This window comes from Banduia mediterranea (assembly GCF_031846245.1).
In the GTDB taxonomy this organism is placed as follows: Bacteria; Pseudomonadota; Gammaproteobacteria; order Nevskiales; family Nevskiaceae; genus Banduia; species Banduia mediterranea.
The window spans coordinates 49,658-69,837 of the sequence record NZ_JAVRIC010000001.1; the positions used below are offsets into that span (position 1 = coordinate 49,658).

The window sequence follows — 20,180 nt, forward strand, 5'->3', positions numbered from 1 at the left end:
CCGAGTTTCGCGCAAAGACGCAAAGACTCAGCGACAAAAGCCGGAGATCCTCTCAAACGATGAATCCGCCGGCGGTGAAGGCCGCGAACGCCGCGAGCAGAATCAGCAGCGCGCGATTCTGCAGCGCCAGGACTTCGCGCAGCACCTCGTCCAGGGTCGAGGGCAGCGCCGGGCCGTCTCCGTCCTCCGGTTCGCTGCTGAGCGCAGCCACGGCCACGCCGGCCAGCACGTCCCAGGTGCGTTCGCGCCAGTCCGTAGCCCGTTCGCCGACGCGCCGCCAGGCCGCGAGTGCGTCGTCGAGACTGCCGGACAATCCGAACAGCAGCGCCACCACGCGTGCTGTCCACCACGCGGCCGCCGCATGCAGCCGCATCGCGGCCAGCTCCGCCGCGCCGCCCGGCTGGATTTCGTGCCAGATGCGCGGCAGCCGGCTGGCGGCGCGATACAGCACGGCGCCGGCCGGGCCCAGCAGAAAGAACCACAGCAACACGCCAAACAGGCGTTCGTGCGACTGAACGAACAGGGCGCCGAGCAGGGAACGGCGCTGCCCGTAGTCTTCCACGCTGTGCAGCAGGGTCTGAGCCAGCGCATCCGAGCGTCGCTGATCGCCAGCCTCGCGCGCGGCCATCAGCGCACGTACATCGTCGCTGAGGTCGCGTGGTCCCAGGCACAGCACCAGAATCACGACGCTCAAAAGTGTCTGCAGCAAGGGTCCGTGAATCAGCAGGTCGACATAGCCGGTCAGCAGCACTGGTATCGCCAGCAGCAGCGGCGGCAACCAGGCCGACTGCAACCAGGCTGCGTCGCCGGCCCGCGAGATCAGCAGGCCGGGCAGGGTCGGCCGGCCCAGCGGCAGGGTCTGCGACAGCAGTCGTTCGAGCGCCAGTGCCAGCAATATGCCGAGCAGGGTCATCGTGCATGCTCCAACAGCGTGAGGAATCGCGGCCAGTCGAAATGCGGGCCGGGATCGGTCTTGCGGGCCGGCGCGATATCGGCGTGACCGATCACGCGCGACAGTTCGATCGCCGGGTAAGCGCGCATCAGTGCCGCACCGGCTTCGACCAGCCGGCGATACTGTATCTCCTCGAAGGGCTGCGTATCGCTGCCTTCGAGCTCAACGCCGATCGAAAAATCATTGACCCGGGTGCGGCCGTCGAACCAGGACTCGCCGGCATGCCAGGCGCGCTGGTCGAAGGGAACGTATTGGGTGATGCGTCCATCGCGGCGGATGCACAGATGCGCCGAGACGCGCACATCGCGCAGGCCTTTGAAGTCGGGATGCGCATCGCAATCCAGCTGACCCAGAAACAGGTCGTCGATGTAACTGCCGCCGAAGGTCTCGGGTGGCAGGGCGATTGCGTGAATCACGATGGTGTCGATCTCCATCGTCACCGGGCGCGCGTCGCAGTGCGGTGACGACAGAAACGTCACGTCTTGCAGACGCTGCGTCTGGGCGTCGACCTCAAGCCGCGGCAGACGCATCTGTGGCGGCGGGCCGGAACTTCGGGAAGCTGATGGGGTCTGCTCGGACATGGTGGCACGATAAGCCGTAGACTCGTTCGAATCCAATATCGGGACCAGTACCGAATGCTTTCAAGCAAGAACATGCTCGTGGCCGCAAGCGCGGCCGCCCTACTTTGCGGCTGCGCGACGGCCACCGTATCCACGGACGCGCCCAAGGCGGCAACGCAGGCGGGCGAACTTGCCCTGCCGAGCGTCAGCATCGATTTCGAGAAGTTCGTGCTGCCGAATGGCCTGACCCTGATTGTGCATGAGGACCACAAGGCCCCCATCGTGGCCGTGTCCGTCTGGTACCACGTCGGTTCCAAGGACGAGAAGCCGGGCAAGACCGGATTCGCCCACCTGTTCGAACACCTGATGTTCAATGGTTCGGAAAACTATCCCGGCGAGTTCTTCGCGCCGTTCGAACAGGTGGGCGCCACCAGCATGAACGGCACCACCTGGCTGGACCGCACCAACTATTTCGAGAACGTGCCGAGTACCGCCGTCGACCTCGCGCTGTGGATGGAGTCGGACCGCATGGGCCATCTGCTCGGCGCGATCGATCAGGCCACGCTCGACGAACAGCGCGGCGTGGTGCAGAACGAGAAGCGCCAGGGCGAGAACCAGCCCTACGGCATGGTCTGGGAACGCTTGCAGCGCGCCAGCTTTCCGGAGGGCCATCCCTACCGCTGGGAAACCATCGGTTCGATGGAAGACCTCAATAGGGCTTCGCTGGAGGACGTGAAGAACTGGTTCGGCGAATACTACGGCGCGGCCAACACCACCCTCGTGCTGGCCGGCGACATCACACCGGAACAGGCCAGGGCCAAGGTGATGCGCTACTTCGGCGACATACCGGCCGGACCGCCCGTCGCACGCCGCGAACAATGGGTCGCAGCACGCACCGAGTCCACCCGCGACCGTATGCAGGATCGCGTGGCGCAGACGCGCATCTACAAGTCCTGGAATGTGCCGCCGTTCGCCAGTGAGGACGCCGACCTTCTGGATCTGGCGGCCAAGGTGCTGGGCGGCGGGCGCACTTCGCGTCTCTACCAGCGTCTGGTCGTCGATGAGTCCCTGGTCGATAACGTCAGCGTCAGTGCCGAGCCGTTCGAACTGGCCAGCCTGTTTCTGGTCACCGCCGACGTGAAAAGCGATGCCGATCCGAAGCGTGTGGAGGCGATCATCGACGAGGAGATGCAGACCTTCTTCGAGCAAGGCCCCAGTGTCGAGGAACTCAATCGCGCCAAGACCTCGATCTTCGCCGGTCTCGTGCGCGGTGCCGAGGAGATTGGTGGCTTCGGCGGCAAGGCCGATCTGCTGGCGAGCTGCCAGACCTACACCGGCGATCCCGCCTGCTTCGAAACCTCGCTGGACACGACCCGCAAGGCTTCACCCGAGGCGGTACGCAAGGCGGCCCGGACCTGGCTGGCGCAGGGTGACTACACGCTCACCGTGTCGCCGTATCCGAGTTTCGAAACCGTTGCCAGCGAGCTGGATCGCAGTGCCGGGCCGCCACAGGTCGACAACTTCCCCAGCCTCGGTTTCCCGGCGCTGCAACGCGCCGAACTGTCGAACGGCATGCAGGTGGTTCTCGCCGAACGACATGATATGCCCTTGGTCGAAATGCGCCTGCAGTTCGACGCCGGCTACGCCGCCGACGCTTCGGGCTTTGGACTCGGCACCGCGAGCTTCACGATGGCGATGCTCGACGAGGGTAGCGAGGGCCTGCAGGCACGCGAGATCGCTGAGCGCTTCGAGGATCTCGGTGCACAGTTCTCGGCGGACAGCGGCCTGGATACCTCCGAAGCCGACCTGTCGGCGCTGCGGGCGCGCTTGCCGGAAACCTTGGCGCTGTTCGCCGAGGTGGTGCGCAACCCGGCATTCCGCGAAGATGATCTGGAACGCTTGCGCGGCCAGTGGTTGGCCAGCATCGCGCAGGAGAAGTCGGAGCCGATGGGCTTGGCGCTGCGCAATCTGCCGCCCTTGCTCTACGGTGAAGGCCACCCATATGCGATGCCGTTCTCCGGCAGCGGCACCGAGGAGTCGATTACCGCGCTCAGCGCGGACGATTTGCGCCGCTTCCACCAGACCTGGATACGACCCGACGAGGCCACGCTGATCGTGGCCGGCGACGTGAGTATGGCCGAGCTCAAGCCGCTGCTGGAGAAATCACTGGGAGACTGGACCGCGCCGGCGCAGGCCGCGCCGCTCAAGTCGATACCGGACGTGGCTGCGCAGGCGAAGCCGCGGGTCTTCCTGATGGATCGACCGGGTGCTCAGCAGACCGTGATTCTGGCCGGCCAGCTGGCGCCCTCGTCCAAGGCCGAAAACAGCCTGCAGATCCAGACGATGAACTCGATCCTGGGCGGCGTCTTCACCGCGCGCATCAACATGAACCTGCGCGAGGACAAGCACTGGGCCTACGGCGCCTACAGCTTCATGCCGGGGGCTCTGGGTCAGCGGCCCTACCTGTTCTACGCCCCGGTGCAGACCGACAAGACCGCGCCGGCGATCAAGGAACTGCTCGGCGAGATTCGCGATTATATCGGCAGCAAGCCGGCCACCGAAGCGGAACTCGACAAGATCAAGGCCAAGGATGTGCGCAGCCTGCCCGGCAAGTTCGAAACCCTGAGTGCGGTCGCGGGCGCGGTGCAGAGCATCGTCACCTACGATCGGCCAGACGATTACATCGACACGATCAAGCAGCGCACTGAAGCGCAGACCCTGTCGCAGATTCGTGCTGCGGCTCAGCAGATCATCACGCCGGACCAGCTCACCTGGCTGATCGTCGGCGACCTGTCCACGATCGAAAAACCCGTGCGGGCGCTCAAGCTCGGCGATGTGATCCTGCTGGATGCCGAAGGGCTGCCGCAGCCCTAGGGTATCCGCGCGCGGCGCCCATCACCGGATTCCGGACAAGGCAAAGCGGCGTGGCCACAATGGCCACGCCGCTCATGAACGCGCCGCGTTGCGATTTATTCCAGCTGACCCAGCGGCCGCGTGAACGTATAGCTAAACGGTTCCACCACCAGCTTGTCGCCCGGCGCACTCGACCATTCGCCGTCGGCGGCGGCCTGAATACCGTTGAACGGAAGCTGCAATACCCAGAGTCCAGTACCGAGTACCGTTCCGACCAGTGAAATCGGTCGAACCACCACCAGGTCGAAGGCCATGGCGCCGGCCGACGGCGAGTGTTCGATTTGCTGATAGTCTTGCGCGGAGGCGACTGACACCGCCCCCAGCAAGGCCACTGCGGCACACATCTGCTTGAACTGTTTCATGTCCCTGATCCCCGCCTCGACACATCGAATACCCGGCGAGCGTAGGCACCGCCTCCGCTGGCTGTCAATTCAGGCGCGGCTGCCCAAGACGGTGTGCTGATGCGCACCCTGTATCTGGCGGCCAATCCGGTCGATGCGCGCCTCGCCGCGGATTTTCTGGCCGGGCATGGCATCGCCGTACACATCTTCGACGAATTCGCCTGGGGCGGGCGCGGCGATCTGCCGGTAAATCAGTTTCCACGCCTGATGATCGAGGATGAATCGCAGTATGAACGTGGCCGCGCGCTACTCAAGCAGTATGAGCGCGGCGTTCCTGGCGCACCGCCGTGGACCTGTCCGAACTGTGCCGAAGGCGTGGATCGCGGATTCGATCTGTGCTGGAACTGCGGTGGCGAGCGGCCATGACCGAGGTTGCGCTTTACCAGCCGGAGATTCCGCCGAATACCGGCAACGTGATCCGCTTGTGTGCGAACACCGGGGTCGGGCTGCACCTGATCCATCCGCTTGGATTTCGTATGGAGGACCGCGAGTTGCGGCGCGCCGGCCTCGACTATCACGAATATGCACGGGTCGCCGAACATCAGGATTTCAAGGCCCTGAAAGCGGCACGGCCGCGGGCGCGGATACTGGCCTTCACCACCAAGGCACAGCAGCGGTTCGACCACTTTGAGTACGCGCCCGATGATCTGCTGTTGTTCGGGCCGGAGTCACGCGGCCTCCCGCCGGAGGTGCTGGATGCGGCGGATGCCTGCCTGCGCATACCCATGCGGACCGGTTCGCGCAGCCTCAACTTGTCGAACGCCGTGGCCGTGGCGGTGTTCCAGGCCCTGCTCCAGCTCGGCGCCGATTCGCTCGACTGACTACCGGACCAAACTTTCGGCGACCGCGAACATCAGCGAGGCGACCTTCACCGAGGTGGCCGCGATTCCCGGCTTGCCGATCCACGCCAGCCAGCGCGGAGCCGGCGCCGGGCCGCGCCAGTCGGCGTCACGGCCTGACGGGCCTGAATCAAGACCCCCAGATCCGGGATGGTTCCCGCGAATCGTTTCCGAACCTTGTCGCCCGGCTTGCCGCCTCAGGCGTTCAGCACCGCCGCGCGTCGCGATCGCGTCGCCATGGCCGCGCGCCGATACTGGATCAGCGCGATCCCGAAAATGATCGGCAAGCTCATTTCAAAGCCTTCTTCGTAGGCACCGATGAAGCGGCCCAGCAGGCCAGTGATTTCCAAGCCAAACCAGTCGTTCGCCCAGGAAATCATTCGATCCAGTATCTTCGAAGCGAACACCGTGACCGTACCCAGCACCAGCGTTTGCATCCACTGATGCTGCAGGGCATTGCCGCTGCGCAGAAAACGGATGCCGAGGTACAGCCCGTGGAAAATCAGGGCGAAGGCGAACAGCGCGACCATGCCGGCAGGCACTTTTTCCGCCAGCGGTGCCGGCGAATCGAAATAGTAATTGCTCTTGAAAACGCTGTCGGCGGTGAAGGCCTTGTGCCAGTCCGCTTCGCGCGCGGCGGCGAACAGAGCCAGCAGGCCGCAGACCACCAGCGGCTTCCTGATCTCGTGTGCGAAGTCGAAACACCACGCCGCCAGCATCAGCCACAAGGGAATGCTGAGCATTTCGAACGGACCACGCTCGGAGAACACGGTCTGTTTCTGTTCGGGACTGAGTATCAGCACCAGTGCCGTCAGGCCCAGTGCATACACCAGCAGGGCGATACTCAATATCCGCAGATTGATTACGTCGAAGCCGCGAGCTTCCACGTATTCCGATCGCGATTCGTAGGTCGAAATCGACACCGATGGTCACCTCCGGGAATTCATGCCCGACTGTCGTTTCTCGTGCGTCGGTGTCGCAATGACGCCGCCTGACTGAAACAAAACAATCATTATACGGACAGCGCTGTCCCGAAGATGAAGCGGCATGCAACCGGGCCGCGCGCCGCCGGCGCACCCTCCAGCACCAGCCCCGGAAAATGCCCCGGAAAAGTCTTATTCGCTTTCGTGACGCGCAGGACGCGTTGCCAGCGTGCGCAGCGCATCCAGCGGCGTGGTGCGTCCGGCCAGGACTTCCACAACCTGATGCGTGATCGGCATGTCCACGTTGTAGCGTTGTGCCAGACGCAGCACCTCGGGCGCCACGCGCACGCCTTCGACCACCTGACGGATTTCGGCCTGCGCCTCGTCCAGGGTCTTGCCCTTGGCCAGCAGCAGACCGGTGCGTCGGTTGCGTGATTGATCGTCGGTGCAGGTCAGCACCAGGTCGCCGAGGCCGGCCAGGCCCATGAAGGTGTCGCGCTCGCCGCCGAGCGCCTCGCCCAGGCGCATGATCTCCGCCAGGCCGCGCGTGATGAGGGCGGCCCGGGTATTCGCGCCCAGGCCCAGGCCGTCGGCGATGCCGACGCCGATCGCCAGCACGTTCTTGACGGCGCCGCCGATTTCCACGCCGACGACATCCGGCACGTAGTAGGCGCGGAAGCCGCCGAAGTGCAGGGCGTTGACCACCGCTTCGCCGAAGTCGACGTCAGTGGACGCCACGGTCACGGCGGTGGGAAGGCCCTGGCCGACTTCCTTGGCAAAGGTCGGTCCGGAAATCACGGCGAGTCGGCGGGTACGGCCGGCGCCCTCGCCGATCACTTCATGAACCAGGCGGCCGGTTTCGGGCTCCAGGCCCTTGCAGGCGCTGATGATGCCCTGAGACTCGCGCAGCAGCGGCTTGATTTCACGCGTCACATCGCCCAGCGCGTGACTGGGCACCGCCAGCAATACGTGCTCGGCGCCCGCGACCGCCTTGGCCAGAGAGGGCTCGACTTTCAGTCCGACGGGAAATTTGCAGCCCGGCAGATAATCCTCGTTCTCGCGCGCCTCGCCCATCGCCAGCAGGGATTCGCCGTTGCGGCCCCACAGGACGATCCCGACGCCACGTCGGGCCAGATGGATCGCCAGCGAGGTGCCGTAGGAGCCGGCACCGATCACCGCGATGCGTTTGAACAGGGGGGCATCGCTCATACAGTCTTCCGTTTCAGTGTGTGCGTGCAACACCGTCCGCAGCAGCCGGCGTCGTCTCGGCGCCGGGCTCGGCGGCAGCACGTTTGCGGTGTTCCAGATAAAGCGCGTCGAAGTTCACCGGCTGCAACAGCAGCTGCGGGAAGCCGGCGCGTTGCACCAGATCGGCGGCCGCTTCGCGGGCGAACGGGAACAGCTGATTGGGGCAGTAGGCGCCGAGTACGGCGCGCCGCTCTTCGCTGTCCTTGTCGAAACCACGAACCGCGAACAGGCCGGCCTGGTGGACCTCGATCAGAAATGCGGTGTCATCGCCGAGTTTGGTGGTGACGGTGACCGACAGCACGACCTCGACGCTTTCATCGTTCATCGGCTTGGCCGCGGTCTGCAGCTGCACATCCACCTGCGGCTGCCACTGCCGGGTGAAGACCGCAGGTGCCAGCGGAATCTCGACCGAGGCATCCTTGAGGTAGATCTTCTGCAGCAGCACCTGCTTGGATTCTTCGTTGCTCATGAACTCTATGGACCTTTGACTGCGGCGAGCAGTGGATCGAGCCCGCCTTGATGATCGAGGGCGGACAGATCGTCAAAGCCCCCGACATGGGTATCGCCGACGAAGATCTGCGGCACCGTGCGGCGTCCGCCGGTACGCGCGAGCATTTCGTCGCGACGCGCCGAATCCTCGTCGACCCTGATTTCCTCGATCGAGACGCCCTTGGACTGCAGCAGGCGCTTGGCCATCATGCAGTACGGGCAGACCCGTGTTGTATACATCTGTATCTTGCTCATTGAGCCTACCCTTCGCTGATCGCCCCGGCTTGCGTCTACTTGCTCGTGACCGGCAGTCCGTCGGTCTGCCAGCCGCTGATTCCACCCTTCAGAGCAAACGCCGTGCCGTAGCCGAGTTTTTTGAGTTCGGAGGCGACGGATGGAGCGGTGGTGCCGATCGCGCAGTAGACGATCACCGGGCGTTCCTTGTCCTTGGGCAATTCCTTGATGCGTTCCTTGAGCTTGGCCGCCGGGATGTTGATGGCATTGATGATGTGGCCACGCTTGAAGTCGCCGGGTGCCCGTACATCGACGATCGCCGCATCCTGATCATTGATCAGGCGCACCGCCGCGCCGGCCGGCAGGCGCTTCTCGCCGCCGAGTTGTGCAAGTGCTTCATTGGCGACCAGGGCAGCCACCGCAACGGCCAGAGCCGTGAACAGGAAAGGGTGGTCGCCGACGAATTGAAGCAGCGACGGCAAGGATAGATCCATCGTGGAAAGTGCGCAGTGCGGAGCCGAAAGTGGCCTATGATTGTAACCTTTTTGGCCCCCGGCCCGATTCGCGACCGCATGATGCGCCGCCGAAACCCCGCTCTGCTGCTTGCCCTGATCATTGGCCTCGGTGCCGGCTGGGCTGCGAATGCCCAGGATTCCCAGGGCCTATCCGAGCGTGCCGCGGAACTCGGCAAGGTGCAGCGCCGCATCGCCGAGGTTGAAAAGACGCTGGCGCGCGATCGCGGTAACCGTGACAGTGAAGCGCGCGAGTTGCGGGCAGCGCAGCGCGAAGTGGCGGCGGCAGCCGCCGATCTGAACGAAATCCGGGCGCGGGTGCAGACCCAATCCGACAAGGTCGAGGCGATCCGCGATCGTCAGCACCGCGAAACGCAGCGTCTGGCCGAGCAGCGCCACGCATTGGGCCGGCAGGTCCGGCTTGCCTATCAGCTCGGTGGGCAGGCGCAGACACGGCTACTGCTCAATCAAGAAGATCCGGCCGAACTGTCACGGGTGAGCACCTGGTTCGACTATCTCAATCGCGCCCGTGCCGCGCGTATCGCCACGATCCGTCAGCAACTGCAGGTTTTGCTCGACCTCAAGGCCACGCTGGTTGGCGAACTCGAAACCCTGACCGTCTTGCGTGACGAACAGCAGTCGCGCGTGTCCGAGCTGGACCGGCGTCGACTGGAAAGCGCCAATGAACTGGCGGCCCTGGAATCGAAGTTGCGCAGTCGGGGACAGGAATTGTCGCAACTCCAGGCCGACGAGCGCGAACTGCGCAAGCTCATCGAATCGCTGCAGGACGCACTGGCGGATGTCCCGCCTGATTTTCCGTCGGACAATCGGCCGTTTGCCGAACAGCGCGGTGAGTTGCCGTGGCCGGTGCGCGGCACGCTGTTGGCCCGCTTCGGGCAATCCAAGGCCGATGGCAAGCTCAAGTGGAACGGCGTCTGGATCGCCGCTGACGAAAACGCGCCGGTCCGCGCGGTGTCCGCCGGGCGCGTCGCCTATGTCGGCTGGATGCATCGTTACGGACTGATACTCGTGATCGAGCATGGCAAGGGCTACTTCACCCTGTATGGCCACAATGCCTCGGTCGACAAGGCCGCCGGAGAGACGGTGCGCACTGGCGAGACCATCGCTCAGGTCGGTGCCACCGGTGGCCAGGAACGGCCCGGTCTGTACTTCGAGATTCGCAAGGGTTCCGACCCGGTCGATCCGCAAAGCTGGCTCGCAAAATAGGGTCTCGCGGTTCCCGCCGGACCGCACGGGCCCAGACCGGCCTCGACGGGAGCGGCCGGCTGTGGCGCGCCTGCGATGTGCTACGCTCGCTCGAAACCCGTTTCGCAGCTTGAAAATCCATTGTTTTCCGGAGTCGTAAACCAGATGATCCGATCAGTACGCACGCCGCTCGCCGTCGCCGCGGGCATGTTCCTCGGTTTGTCGGTGGCGCTCACGCATGGCGTGTGGGCCGACCGCCAGGCCGCCGTGCAGATGTCGGACGACATGGGATCCTTGCCGGTCAAGGATCTGCAGACCTTCGTCGAGATCCTCAATCGCGTGAAGGCGGACTACGTCGAAGAAGTGAGCGACGAACAACTGTTCGAAAGCGCCATTCGCGGCATGCTCGATGGCCTCGATCCGCATTCGGCCTATCTGGATGCGGAGGAATTCCGCGAGATCACGATCTCCACCTCCGGCAAGTTCGGCGGCCTCGGCATCGAAGTGCAGATGCAGGACGGCTTCGTGCGTGTGGTCGCGCCGATCGATGAAACCCCCGCCGCGCGTGCCGGCATCCAGCCGGGCGATCTCATCGTCAAGATCGACGACGCGCCGGTCAAGGGTCTGTCGCTGATCGACGCAGTCAAGAAAATGCGCGGCGACCCCGGTACCAAGATCAAGCTGATGGTAGTCCGTCAGACCGAACCGCAGCCGCTGAACGTGGAACTGACGCGCGACATCATCAAGGTGTCCAGCGTGCGCAGCCGCATGCTCGAAGGCAAGCTCGGCTACGTGCGCATCAGCACCTTCGCGTCCAACACCGGACAGACCCTCGACGCCGAGATCAAGAAGCTGCAGAAAGAAGCCGGCGGCGAACTCGAAGGCCTGATTCTGGACCTGCGCAACAATCCGGGTGGCGTACTCAACGCGGCCGTCGAAGTGTCGGATACCTTCCTGGACTCAGGCTCGATCGTCTCGATCAAGGGCCGTGAGGCTGATGCCGGCCGCGAATTCAATGCCACCGCGGGCGACGCCCTCGGCGGCAAGCCGCTGGTGGTGATGGTCAACACCGGCTCCGCATCGGCTTCCGAAATCGTCGCTGGCGCCTTGCAGGACCAGCACCGCGCCGTGCTGGTGGGCGCCAAGACCTTCGGCAAGGGTTCGGTGCAGACCATCCTTCCGCTGCAGAACGATTCCGCGATCAAACTGACCACGGCGCGTTACTACACGCCGTCCGGCCGCTCGATCCAGGCCGAAGGCATCGAGCCGGACATCAAGATCCGTCCGCTCAAGGTCAGCCAGGTCGAGGACAACGATCTGACACCGATCACCGAGGCCGATCTGTCGCGCCATCTCGAAAATCCGGACAGCGAGGACGCCGAGAACGACGGAGCGGCCGATGAAGCCAAGCCCACCGTCGATTCGCCTGAGGACCTCAAATCCCTCGCCGAGAACGACTACGCGCTGTACGAATCGCTGAACCTGCTCAAGGGTCTGGTTATCTCCGGCCGTCGCTGACCGTCAGCGGGGGCTTCGAGTGCGGGGACAACTCGAACTGCGGACAAGCCTGCTGGTCACCTTGACGCTGCTCGGCGTGCTGTTCGCGCCGAGCGGCCAGGCCGAACCGGCGATCGCCATCATCATCGACGACATCGGCTACCGCCGCGCCGATGGCCTGCGTGCGCTGGCTCTGCCCGGGGCGCTGGCCTACGCGGTGCTGCCGTTCACGCCTTACGGCGTGGAACAGGCCGCGCTGGCGCGCGACAAGGGTTCCGAAGTGCTGCTGCACCTGCCGCTGGAAGCGCAGAGCGGCGTGCTGCATCCGGCTGCGATCCGCATCGATGATGACCGTGCCGCGCTGGCGCGGCGTTTCCGTGACGCCATGCTGTTCCTGCCCGATGCCGACGGCATCAACAATCATCAGGGCAGCCTGGTCACTGCCAGCCGTCGCGAGATGAACTGGCTGATGTCGGAAATCAGTGCGCTCGGCGGCCTGTACTTTGTCGACAGCAAGACCAGCTCGATGAGCGTGGCCTATGGCACGGCACGCAGTGCCGGAGTGCCCAGCACGCAGCGTGATGTGTTTCTGGACGATGCGCCGGGTCTCGAAGCCGCGCATCGCCAGTTTCATCGCCTCGTCGCACGCGCCTACAAGAAGGGCACGGCGCTGGCGATCGGCCATCCGCACCCGCAGACCCTGTCGGTGCTTGAGGCGGAGCTGCCGCGGCTTGCCGACTACGGTGTGCGACTGGTATCGCCAAGCGAGCTGATCCGTGAACAGAACGGTCAGCAGACTAGGCCAGCCGAGCCGCTGATCAAGGCCGACGCCGGCTCCGCCACCCCATCAGCAGCCCCGCCGCCGCGACTGGCGCGCTGATCCACGGCGTGACCGCGCAGGCGAAGCCGATCGCCGCCGCGATGATCAGGCCGGTGCCGACGACGGCTTGACGCAGCGCACGCTGCCCCTCCCGCATCTGCGCATGCAGTGCCAACAGCGCGAGCTGGGTACGCTGTGCATCGCTGCCATCAAGCTGTTTCAGCGCCCGCGTCGCCAGCTCCGGCAGCACTTCGGCGAGCGTCGGCAGCTGCGCACGTGCGCGCTCCAGCATGCCGGCCGGGCCCAGGCGGTTGCGCATCCATTCTTCCATGATCGGCTTGGCCGATTTCCACAGGTCCAGCTCCGGATCGAGCTGGCGGCCCAGGCCTTCGACCTGCAACAGGGTCTTCTGCAGCAACACCAATTGCGGCTGCACCTGATAGTCGAAGCGTCGCGCCACCTGGAACAGCCGCATCAGGAAGAAACCGAAGGAGATGTCCTTGATCGGCCGGCCGAAGATCGGTTCGCTGATGGTGCGGATCGCAGCCTCGAAATCCTCGACGCGCGTGCTCGAAGGAATCCAGCCGGATTCCAGATGCAGCTCGGCGATGCGCCGATAGTCGCGATTGAAGAAGGCCAGGAAGTTCTCGGCCAGATAACGCTGATCCGAGGGCGCCAGCGTGCCGACGATGCCGAAGTCGATCGCCAGATAGCGCGGGTCCTGCGGGTCCGAGGCGTCGACGATGATGTTGCCGGGGTGCATGTCCGCGTGGAAGAAATTGTCGCGGAACACCTGTTTGAAGAAGATTTCGACGCCGCGTTCGGACAGCTTCTTGAAGTCCACGCCCAGTTCACGCAGATAGGCAAGCTCCCGAATCGAAACGCCGTGGATGCGCTCCATCGTCAGCACGTCCGGCTTGGTGTAGTCCCACAGCACCAGCGGGTGATAGATCAGCGGCGAGCCCAGCCAGTTGCGGCGCAGCTGCGAACAGCTGGCGCCTTCGCGCATCAGGTCCAGCTCGTCAAGGATGATGCGTTCGAACTCGGCCACGATCTCGCGCGGCCGCAGACGGGCCGCTTGCTGACTGAATCGCGTGGCCAGTTCGGCCAGTGTCCGCATGAGGGCGATGTCACCGCGTATCGTCTTTTCGATCCCTGGGCGAATCACCTTGACCACGACCTCGAAGCCGGGATCGTCGGCGCTGACCGGATGCAGGCGCGCCGCGTGAACCTGCGCCACCGAGGCCGAGGCCATCGGCGTTTCGTCGAACTCGGCATACAGCTCCGAAACCGGTTTGCCGAGCGCGCGTTCGATGATCGCGCGCGCCTCGCTGCCCGGAAACGGCGGCACCTGATCCTGCAGTTTCATCAGTTCCAGCGCGATGTCCGCCGGCACGATGTCCGGCCGCGTCGACAGCGCCTGGCCGAACTTGATGAACACCGGCCCGAGTTCCTGCAGCGCAAGACGCAGGCGTTCGCCGCGCGGCGTGCCGGTCTTGCGCGGCTTGCCGTCGAGAAATTCGCGTAGACCGTAGCGGTGGACGATGCGATGAATCTGCCAGAGCCGGCCGAGACGGCCGCCCCTCATGCGGCGGGCTCCGACAATTTGCGATCGAGTCGGTCCAGGCGCGCGCCGAAGCGCTCCACGTCATCGCGCAGGCGCTCCACGCCATCGCCCCAGAGTTCGATGTCGGCGCGGTGCACCAGATCGCGGCGTTCCTCGCGCAGGTAGTCCGCCGTGTCCAGGGACAGGCTCGACGCCGCCTGCCGGCCCCAGCCGAACAATCCCTTCGCCGTTCGCACCAGGCGCACCGCGGCCACGTCGCCAAGCACACGCGCCGCCAGTTCCTCGGGGTCGAAGCCGACCTTCGCGAACACGCGTTGTACCTGGGCCAGTAGTCCCGCATCACCCTGCACCGACAGGCCGGTGGGCAGGGCGTCCTCGCTTCGCAGCTGCTGGCCGATCAGGCGCAGTACCGCCGTCAGTTCGCCGGATACGGTGGCATCCGGCGCGCGTTCTGTCTCCGGCGCCACACGCAGGCCGTTGTCGAGGAATTCCAGATGGAAGCTCCAGTTCGTCACCGGCATGCGCATCGCCAACACGCGGCCGCGCAGCTTCGCGCATTCGGCCACTGCCTCGGGTTCCAGCTGAAGATGACGGTTGAGCGCGACTTCCAGCGCCGCGCAGGCCAGACCGGGTGCGCCGCTCATAGCTTGTAGCCGCGATGCACCGCGACCACGCCGCCGGTCAGGTTGTAGACCTGAACGCGCGAAAAGCCAGCCAATTCCATCATGCTCTTGAGTGTGTCCTGATCCGGATGCATGCGGATCGACTCCGCCAGATAGCGATAGGAATCCTCGTCGCGTGCGATGAAGCGACCCAGGCGCGGAAGCACCTTGAACGAGTACTGATCGTAGAGTTTGGCGAACCCCTCGTGGAGTGGCTTGGAGAACTCCAGAATCAGCAGACGCCCGCCCGGCTTGAGCGTGCGCAGCATCGAACGCAGCGCTGCATCCTTGTCGGTGACGTTGCGCAGGCCAAAGCCGATGGTGATGCAGTCGAAGCTGTTGTCGGCGAACGGCAGGCATTCCGCATTGGCCTGCACCGCCGGTACATTGCCGACGATGCCGCGATCAGTCAGGCGCGAACGCCCCTCCTCGAGCATCGCCGCGTTGATGTCGGAAAGCACCGCCAGCCCGCTCGCGCCCACGGCCCTGGCAAACGCCGCCGTGAGGTCGCCGGTACCACCGGCCACGTCGAGCACGCGCTCGCCGCTACGGACGCCGGCAAGATCGATCGCGAAGCGCTTCCAGACGCGATGCACGCCCATGGACATCAGGTCGTTCATCAGGTCGTACTTGGCCGCAACCGACGAAAACACTTCGCGTACGCGCTTGGCCTTGTCCGTGACCGGAACCTGTTCGTAACCGAAGTGCGTGAAACCGGGACGGTCCCCGGTGGGCTTATCAACCATGGATTCAACCGTTGTCGAAATGACGACGGCAATTATGGCGGTTTGTCGGCGAGCCCGTGGTGAAAACCCGCCGCGGCCCAGCCGCAGCCGATACCGAGGTGGAATCGACCGCGTGTCCGATGGTCGTTATGAGCGTCGGGGCGAGGCGCAAAGTCTGTTGGCAGTCCACCCGTATTCAATTACGCCAACCCGGCCCCAACGCATTAACGCATTCTCTCGGCCTGAGCAGTGCGCGGCTTGCTTTATCTCGCCGGGTCGGCGGGATGAGAACAAAGTAACTACTCACCCCCTACTACCTGGCTGTGAGTGCTTGACAACGCAGATGTCTGAGCCGATGCGCTTCGATCTTCGCCATCACGGACTGAAGTTCGTCAATTGATACGGCCTGGCTGTACCGAAGCCCTTGAGCCTCGTCGCAGGCGCGCGCCCGCAGGTAGTTTTGCTGCTGCTCGGTCTCAACCCCCTCTGCCACGACACGGATATCAAGACTGTGCGCCATCGCGATGATCGCGTTGATCACCGCAGCGTCAGCGGCGTCGGTATCGAGGTCGCGAACAAAGGATCGGTCAATCTTGATCTTGTCTATCGGGAAACGCGTCAGGTAAGACAAACTGGAGTAGCCGGTGCCGAAGTCGTCCACGACAACGGTCACCCCCAGACGGCGTAGCGCATGCAGCATTTCCGCGCTCTCTTCGGTGTTCTGCATCAGCATGCTTTCGGTGATCTCGATTTCCAGACTGTGCGGCTGCAGGCCGCTTTCCTCCAGCGCCCTGCGCACAACTGTCGGCCACTCCTTCTGCTGAAATTGGCGAGTGGAGACATTGACCGCCACCCTCATGCGTCGTCCTAGACGGTTTTCCATGGCGGCACAGTCCCTGCAGGCGGTGCGCAGCACCCATTCACCGAGCTGCAGGATCAAACCGGTTTCCTCGGCGACCGGGATAAACCGGTCGGGCGTCACCGCCACGCCGTTGAGCCCGTTCGGCCATCGCGCCAGCGCCTCCATTCCGATCACGGTGCCGTCCCACAGCGATATCTCCGGTTGATAGTAAACCTCAAGCTCATGATGCTCGATGGCATGACGCAGTGCCGTGCCCATAACGAGCTTTTCCTCGGCCTGTTTCAACATCCCTGGAGTGAACAGCTGAAAATTGCTACGGCCTGCCGACTTTGCGCAATACATTGCGGTGTCGGCATATTTCAGAAGCGTCGTGGCATCGGTGCCGTCCGTGGGAAAAACACAGCCCCCGATACTCGGCGTGATCACCAGCTCGTGCCCATCAATCGACATGGGCTCCGAGATCGCCTTCATGATGCGTTCCACGGTGGCCAGAAATTTATTGCCCTCGTCGATCTCGGTCAGTACCAGCACAAATTCATCCCCGCCAAGGCGGGCAACCGTATCGGCGTCGCGCACACGGCTCTGCAGCCGATTTGCAATGTTGAGGAGCAACTGGTCGCCAACCGGATGTCCCAGCAGGTCGTTAACCTGCTTGAAGTGATCGAGATCGATCATCAGTACAGCCAGCGGCCCACCGTGATGCTGTGACTGGCGGATCGCCTTCTCGAGCCGTCCCAGCAACATGGTGCGGTTGGGCAGATCCGTCAGCGCATCGTGATGCGCCAGGTGATTGATGAAGGCCTCGGCCCGCTTCCGCTCCGTGATGTCGTAGGCAACCTTCAGGAAGCCGTTGACCGTGCCGGAGTCGTCCCGCATGGCGGTGATGGCGAGATTGACCGGCACATGCCTGTCATCCTTGCATACGTAGGTCCATTCGCGTTCGTCGGCGGCATCCTGGCTACCGGCGGCAACGATCACCTGGAAATTGGGTGCGATTATCCTGCCGGTCTGGTGAGCCAGCACGGTCGCGCGCGACTCCAGTTCCCGGGCGTCGTGAATCATCAACACCGACTGCCCGATCAGTTCCTGTCGTGAATAGCCCAGCATGCGCTCGGCGGCAGGATTCGCGGTAAGGATGATGCCGTCGGTATTCGTAGCGATGATGCTGAACGGCAGGCTATCCAGAATCGACTGCCGCAGCGTGTTTACCTGGACCGCACGCTGCAATTTTTGGGCGTTGAGTCGCTCGGTGATGTCGATCACCGAGGCGAGTACGAAATGTTCGTCGCCGGTGTAAAGCGGATTCAGGCCGATTTCAATTGGAACTTCCGTTCCGTCTTTTTTCAGACCGTAGAGATCGCGCCCGGCGCCCATGGCACGGGTATCCGGACGAGCAAAAAAGCCTCCGCGATACTGCTTGTGGTGGTGGCGGAAACGTTCGGGGATCAGGCTCTCGATGCGCTGCCCCAGCAGTTCGTCACGAGTGTGGCCGAACAGTTTTTCCACCTGCGAATTGACCAATACGATTTCGCCACGCGAATTGACCATGAGCATCGCATTGGGAGCCGCCTCGATCACCAGACGGAGACGGTCTTCCGCCCGCTTGCGCTCGGTGATGTCGATGATCGAGGCCAGGACGAAAACGCCGTCGAACATATTGATGGGATTCAGCCCGATCTCGATCGGGACTTCCGACCCATCCTTTTTCAGCCCGTACAGATCGCGGCCGGCACCCATCGCGCGGGTATCGGGGCGAGTGAAGAATCCCCCTCGATACCGCTCGTGCTTTTGACGGAACCGCCTGGGGATCAGGACTTCGATACGCTTTCGCAGCAGCTCGTCACGGGTATGTCCGAACAGTTTTTCCGCCTGTGAATTGGCCAGTACGATCTCGCCGCGTGAATTGACCATCAGCATCGCATTGGGTGCCGCCTCAATCACTTCACGAACGTGATGCTGATCAAGCCCAGGCACCTCAGACCCGGCGACCTTGGACGTGAGGTCGGCAATATTCGGGTCCGCACGCGCGATTCTGCCTCCACCCATCCCGTACCCATATTCAGACATCGCCAGTCCTGTTCGTTGTCACATCCGAGCGCGGCACACCCGCTCGCCGCCGTGATCCGGTCACGCCCAAAACGGTGTAACCCCGGGGGAGAATGCTCAGGAAGGATCGCGCGATGCGCGGCAACGCCAGACTGACGAACGTACGCCCGGCCCGGGGCGCCGCCGTTTGCTGGTGGTCGACGATCAGCCGATCAACATCCAGATCCTTTACCCGTTGTTTCAGCAGTGCCATGAGGTCTTCATGGCCACCAGCGGACAGGCTGCGCTGGACGTGATGATGCCGGACCTCAGCGGCATCGAGGTCTGTCGCCAGCTCAAGGCCGATATCCCGACCGCCGTCCGCGTTCGAGCTGTACATCGGCCAGCTGCGGCCAGGCGGTCTGCCCGCTGGCCTTGGCTCGGGCGGCGCGCGCGGCTGTCGCGGTCGACGGCTCGTGCATGGCATGCGCCATGTTCATTCCCGGCATCGATATCGCGGCCATGCCCATGTCCGTCATCGGGCGGCTGAAGGGCGGCACCGGCGCCAGCGTGGCGCGGGCGTAGCCGCTGCGGTCCAATTGGCCGCCGGCGGATGTCCGCCCACAGGTCGCACCACGGTGTGCTGCCGGTAGTTGTAGTAGTCGCCCATGCGCTTGAGCTTGGCGAACGCTGAATGCGGGTCTTCGTCGGTCCAGTCGTTGAGCATCACCACGTAATCGCGGTCGTGGCTCACGGGGTCGGCTTCGCGGGGTTCGATCACCAGCGGACCGTTGGGGCCGGTCTGCTCGTGGAAGCCCGAATGGCTGTGATACCAGTAGCTGCCGTTTTACCAGACCGGAAACCGATAGGTAAGGGTCTCGCCCGGCGCGATGCCGGGGTGGCTGCAGCCGGTGGCGCCGAAGCAGCAACAGCGGTGATGACCGGCTGCGGCCTTCATCGGCATGGCCGCCGAATTGCTCCATGCGTGGTTCATCGGCGCGTGGCCGGCGGCAATCGCCAGCAGAATGCCGAGACCTCGCATCGCCCGGGCTCAGGCTGCCGCGGTCTTGCGCGAAAACGCCTGCAGGAAGTCCATCTGATCGGCCAGGATGCGGCGGTTCGACAGAATCAGGTATTCGGCAAGGTTCGGGGTGTACGGCACCGCCAGCAGCTTCATGTTGGCTTCCTCGGGGGTGCGGTCGTCCTTGCGCTGGTTGCAGTGGCGACAAGCTGTGACGCAGTTTTCCCACACGGTCAGCCCGCCGCGTGACACGGGATGAATGTGATCGCGCGTGAGTTGCGAGGTGGAATACTGCTTGCCGCAATACAAACACAGGTTGCGGTCGCGCTGGAACAGCGTGCGATTGGTCAGCAGGGGTACGCCTCGTGTGAAGCGCCTGGAACGGTCGGCGACGGCGATGATGGAGCCGATTTCGAATTGCGAACGCTCGCCCGTCGCGGAGTTGAGGCCGCCGCGAACGACAAAACGTTCCTGCCCCGTCTCCCAACAGACGCGGTGTCGAGCGTAGAGCGTGACCGCCGTTTTCCAGGTGATCCAGGCTACCGGCAGTCCGCCCGTGTCCAGTTTGAGGATTGACGGGATCATGATTTAAGTCGCCTGATCTCGAATCACTGTATCCGGTTTTCGGGTCAGTGTGTTGACAATCGTTTCGCGGGCGGCGGTGAGCTGCATCCGGCTTGAATGCAGGCAGTGCCCGTCCAGGTGAAATTTTATGGGCAAGAGC

The 20,180-nt window shown here is 63.9% G+C and carries 21 protein-coding genes and 1 pseudogene; 7 read left to right on the forward strand and 15 right to left on the reverse strand.

Annotation, left to right across the window (positions count from 1 at the left end):
- Positions 1-52: 52 nt before the first annotated feature.
- Together ampE and ampD are read right to left on the reverse strand one after the other, a co-directional pair.
- Positions 53-913, reverse strand: coding sequence for a regulatory signaling modulator protein AmpE (ampE, locus tag RM530_RS00230; RefSeq protein WP_311363190.1), 861 nt, complete (start codon positions 911-913; stop codon positions 53-55).
- Positions 910-1,482: a 1,6-anhydro-N-acetylmuramyl-L-alanine amidase AmpD gene (ampD, locus tag RM530_RS00235; RefSeq protein WP_349256134.1), complete on the reverse strand. Its 573-nt coding sequence runs from the start codon at positions 1,480-1,482 to the stop codon at positions 910-912. The genes ampE and ampD overlap by 4 nt, the downstream gene beginning before the upstream one ends.
- A gap of 105 nt (positions 1,483-1,587) precedes the next feature.
- Between ampD and RM530_RS00240 the strand changes: the two genes are divergently transcribed.
- Entirely contained in the window at positions 1,588-4,386 is a 2,799-nt protein-coding gene (locus tag RM530_RS00240) for a M16 family metallopeptidase (protein WP_311363192.1), read from the forward strand.
- Between the two features lie 95 nt (positions 4,387-4,481).
- Here the strand turns inward: RM530_RS00240 and RM530_RS00245 are convergent, their stop codons facing one another.
- Positions 4,482-4,787: a hypothetical protein gene (locus RM530_RS00245; protein WP_311363193.1), complete on the reverse strand. Its 306-nt coding sequence runs from the start codon at positions 4,785-4,787 to the stop codon at positions 4,482-4,484.
- 99 nt (positions 4,788-4,886) lie between these two features.
- Between RM530_RS00245 and RM530_RS00250 the strand changes: the two genes are divergently transcribed.
- Positions 4,887-5,192 carry a putative signal transducing protein gene (locus RM530_RS00250; protein WP_311363194.1) on the forward strand — a complete coding sequence of 102 codons (306 nt, stop codon included), beginning with the start codon at positions 4,887-4,889 and terminating at the stop codon, positions 5,190-5,192.
- Positions 5,189-5,647 (forward strand): tRNA (cytidine(34)-2'-O)-methyltransferase, encoded by a 459-nt coding sequence (locus RM530_RS00255; protein WP_311363195.1) that lies wholly within the window; start codon positions 5,189-5,191, stop codon positions 5,645-5,647. The genes RM530_RS00250 and RM530_RS00255 overlap by 4 nt, the downstream gene beginning before the upstream one ends.
- A gap of 215 nt (positions 5,648-5,862) precedes the next feature.
- On the opposite strand, the gene RM530_RS00260 is transcribed toward RM530_RS00255, so the two are convergent.
- The 5 genes from RM530_RS00260 to RM530_RS00280 all read right to left on the reverse strand — a co-directional run bounded on the left by RM530_RS00260 (position 5,863) and on the right by RM530_RS00280 (position 9,053).
- Positions 5,863-6,588: a hypothetical protein gene (locus RM530_RS00260; RefSeq protein WP_311363196.1), complete on the reverse strand. Its 726-nt coding sequence runs from the start codon at positions 6,586-6,588 to the stop codon at positions 5,863-5,865.
- Positions 6,589-6,780: 192 nt separating this feature from the next.
- Positions 6,781-7,797 (reverse strand): NAD(P)H-dependent glycerol-3-phosphate dehydrogenase, encoded by a 1,017-nt coding sequence (locus tag RM530_RS00265; protein ID WP_311363197.1) that lies wholly within the window; start codon positions 7,795-7,797, stop codon positions 6,781-6,783.
- A gap of 13 nt (positions 7,798-7,810) precedes the next feature.
- On the reverse strand, positions 7,811-8,305 hold the full coding sequence (gene secB / locus RM530_RS00270) for a protein-export chaperone SecB (protein WP_311363198.1): 495 nt from the start codon (positions 8,303-8,305) through the stop codon (positions 7,811-7,813).
- Between the two features lie 5 nt (positions 8,306-8,310).
- A complete protein-coding gene (gene grxC / locus RM530_RS00275) occupies positions 8,311-8,580 on the reverse strand; it encodes a glutaredoxin 3 (protein ID WP_311363199.1) in 270 nt (89 codons plus the stop codon).
- Positions 8,581-8,615: 35 nt separating this feature from the next.
- Positions 8,616-9,053, reverse strand: a complete 438-nt coding sequence (locus RM530_RS00280; RefSeq protein WP_311363200.1) for a rhodanese-like domain-containing protein — start codon at positions 9,051-9,053, stop codon at positions 8,616-8,618.
- A 78-nt stretch (positions 9,054-9,131) separates the two neighbouring features.
- On the opposite strand from RM530_RS00280, the gene RM530_RS00285 reads away from it, so the two are divergent.
- The 3 genes from RM530_RS00285 to RM530_RS00295 all read left to right on the forward strand — a co-directional run bounded on the left by RM530_RS00285 (position 9,132) and on the right by RM530_RS00295 (position 12,654).
- Positions 9,132-10,298 carry a murein hydrolase activator EnvC family protein gene (locus tag RM530_RS00285; protein ID WP_311363201.1) on the forward strand — a complete coding sequence of 389 codons (1,167 nt, stop codon included), beginning with the start codon at positions 9,132-9,134 and terminating at the stop codon, positions 10,296-10,298.
- A gap of 144 nt (positions 10,299-10,442) precedes the next feature.
- Positions 10,443-11,795 (forward strand): S41 family peptidase, encoded by a 1,353-nt coding sequence (locus RM530_RS00290; protein ID WP_311363202.1) that lies wholly within the window; start codon positions 10,443-10,445, stop codon positions 11,793-11,795.
- A 19-nt stretch (positions 11,796-11,814) separates the two neighbouring features.
- Positions 11,815-12,654 carry a divergent polysaccharide deacetylase family protein gene (locus RM530_RS00295; RefSeq protein WP_311363203.1) on the forward strand — a complete coding sequence of 280 codons (840 nt, stop codon included), beginning with the start codon at positions 11,815-11,817 and terminating at the stop codon, positions 12,652-12,654.
- Here RM530_RS00295 and ubiB read toward each other — a convergent pair.
- The 4 genes from ubiB to RM530_RS00315 all read right to left on the reverse strand — a co-directional run bounded on the left by ubiB (position 12,593) and on the right by RM530_RS00315 (position 18,477).
- Positions 12,593-14,182, reverse strand: a complete 1,590-nt coding sequence (gene ubiB / locus RM530_RS00300; protein WP_311363204.1) for a ubiquinone biosynthesis regulatory protein kinase UbiB — start codon at positions 14,180-14,182, stop codon at positions 12,593-12,595. The two genes, RM530_RS00295 and ubiB, sit on opposite strands and share 62 nt — an antisense overlap.
- A complete protein-coding gene (locus tag RM530_RS00305) occupies positions 14,179-14,805 on the reverse strand; it encodes a ubiquinone biosynthesis accessory factor UbiJ (RefSeq protein ID WP_311363205.1) in 627 nt (208 codons plus the stop codon). The genes ubiB and RM530_RS00305 overlap by 4 nt, the downstream gene beginning before the upstream one ends.
- Positions 14,802-15,569 carry a bifunctional demethylmenaquinone methyltransferase/2-methoxy-6-polyprenyl-1,4-benzoquinol methylase UbiE gene (ubiE, locus tag RM530_RS00310; RefSeq protein ID WP_311363206.1) on the reverse strand — a complete coding sequence of 256 codons (768 nt, stop codon included), beginning with the start codon at positions 15,567-15,569 and terminating at the stop codon, positions 14,802-14,804. Before ubiE ends, RM530_RS00305 begins: the two co-directional genes overlap by 4 nt.
- A gap of 292 nt (positions 15,570-15,861) precedes the next feature.
- Entirely contained in the window at positions 15,862-18,477 is a 2,616-nt protein-coding gene (locus RM530_RS00315) for a sensor domain-containing protein (RefSeq protein WP_311363207.1), read from the reverse strand.
- Between the two features lie 166 nt (positions 18,478-18,643).
- Here RM530_RS00315 and RM530_RS18545 point away from each other — a divergent pair.
- A pseudogene (locus RM530_RS18545) lies at positions 18,644-18,808 on the forward strand (response regulator); the annotation flags it as partial.
- Positions 18,809-18,970: 162 nt separating this feature from the next.
- On the opposite strand, the gene RM530_RS18880 reads toward RM530_RS18545, so the two are convergent.
- From RM530_RS18880 to RM530_RS00340, 3 genes are all read right to left on the reverse strand, one after another.
- Positions 18,971-19,189, reverse strand: coding sequence for a hypothetical protein (locus RM530_RS18880; protein WP_311363209.1), 219 nt, complete (start codon positions 19,187-19,189; stop codon positions 18,971-18,973).
- Positions 19,190-19,282: 93 nt separating this feature from the next.
- Entirely contained in the window at positions 19,283-19,477 is a 195-nt protein-coding gene (locus tag RM530_RS18885) for a hypothetical protein (protein ID WP_311363210.1), read from the reverse strand.
- Positions 19,478-19,486: 9 nt separating this feature from the next.
- Positions 19,487-20,041, reverse strand: coding sequence for an HNH endonuclease (locus tag RM530_RS00340; protein WP_311363211.1), 555 nt, complete (start codon positions 20,039-20,041; stop codon positions 19,487-19,489).
- Positions 20,042-20,180: the final 139 nt, after the last annotated feature.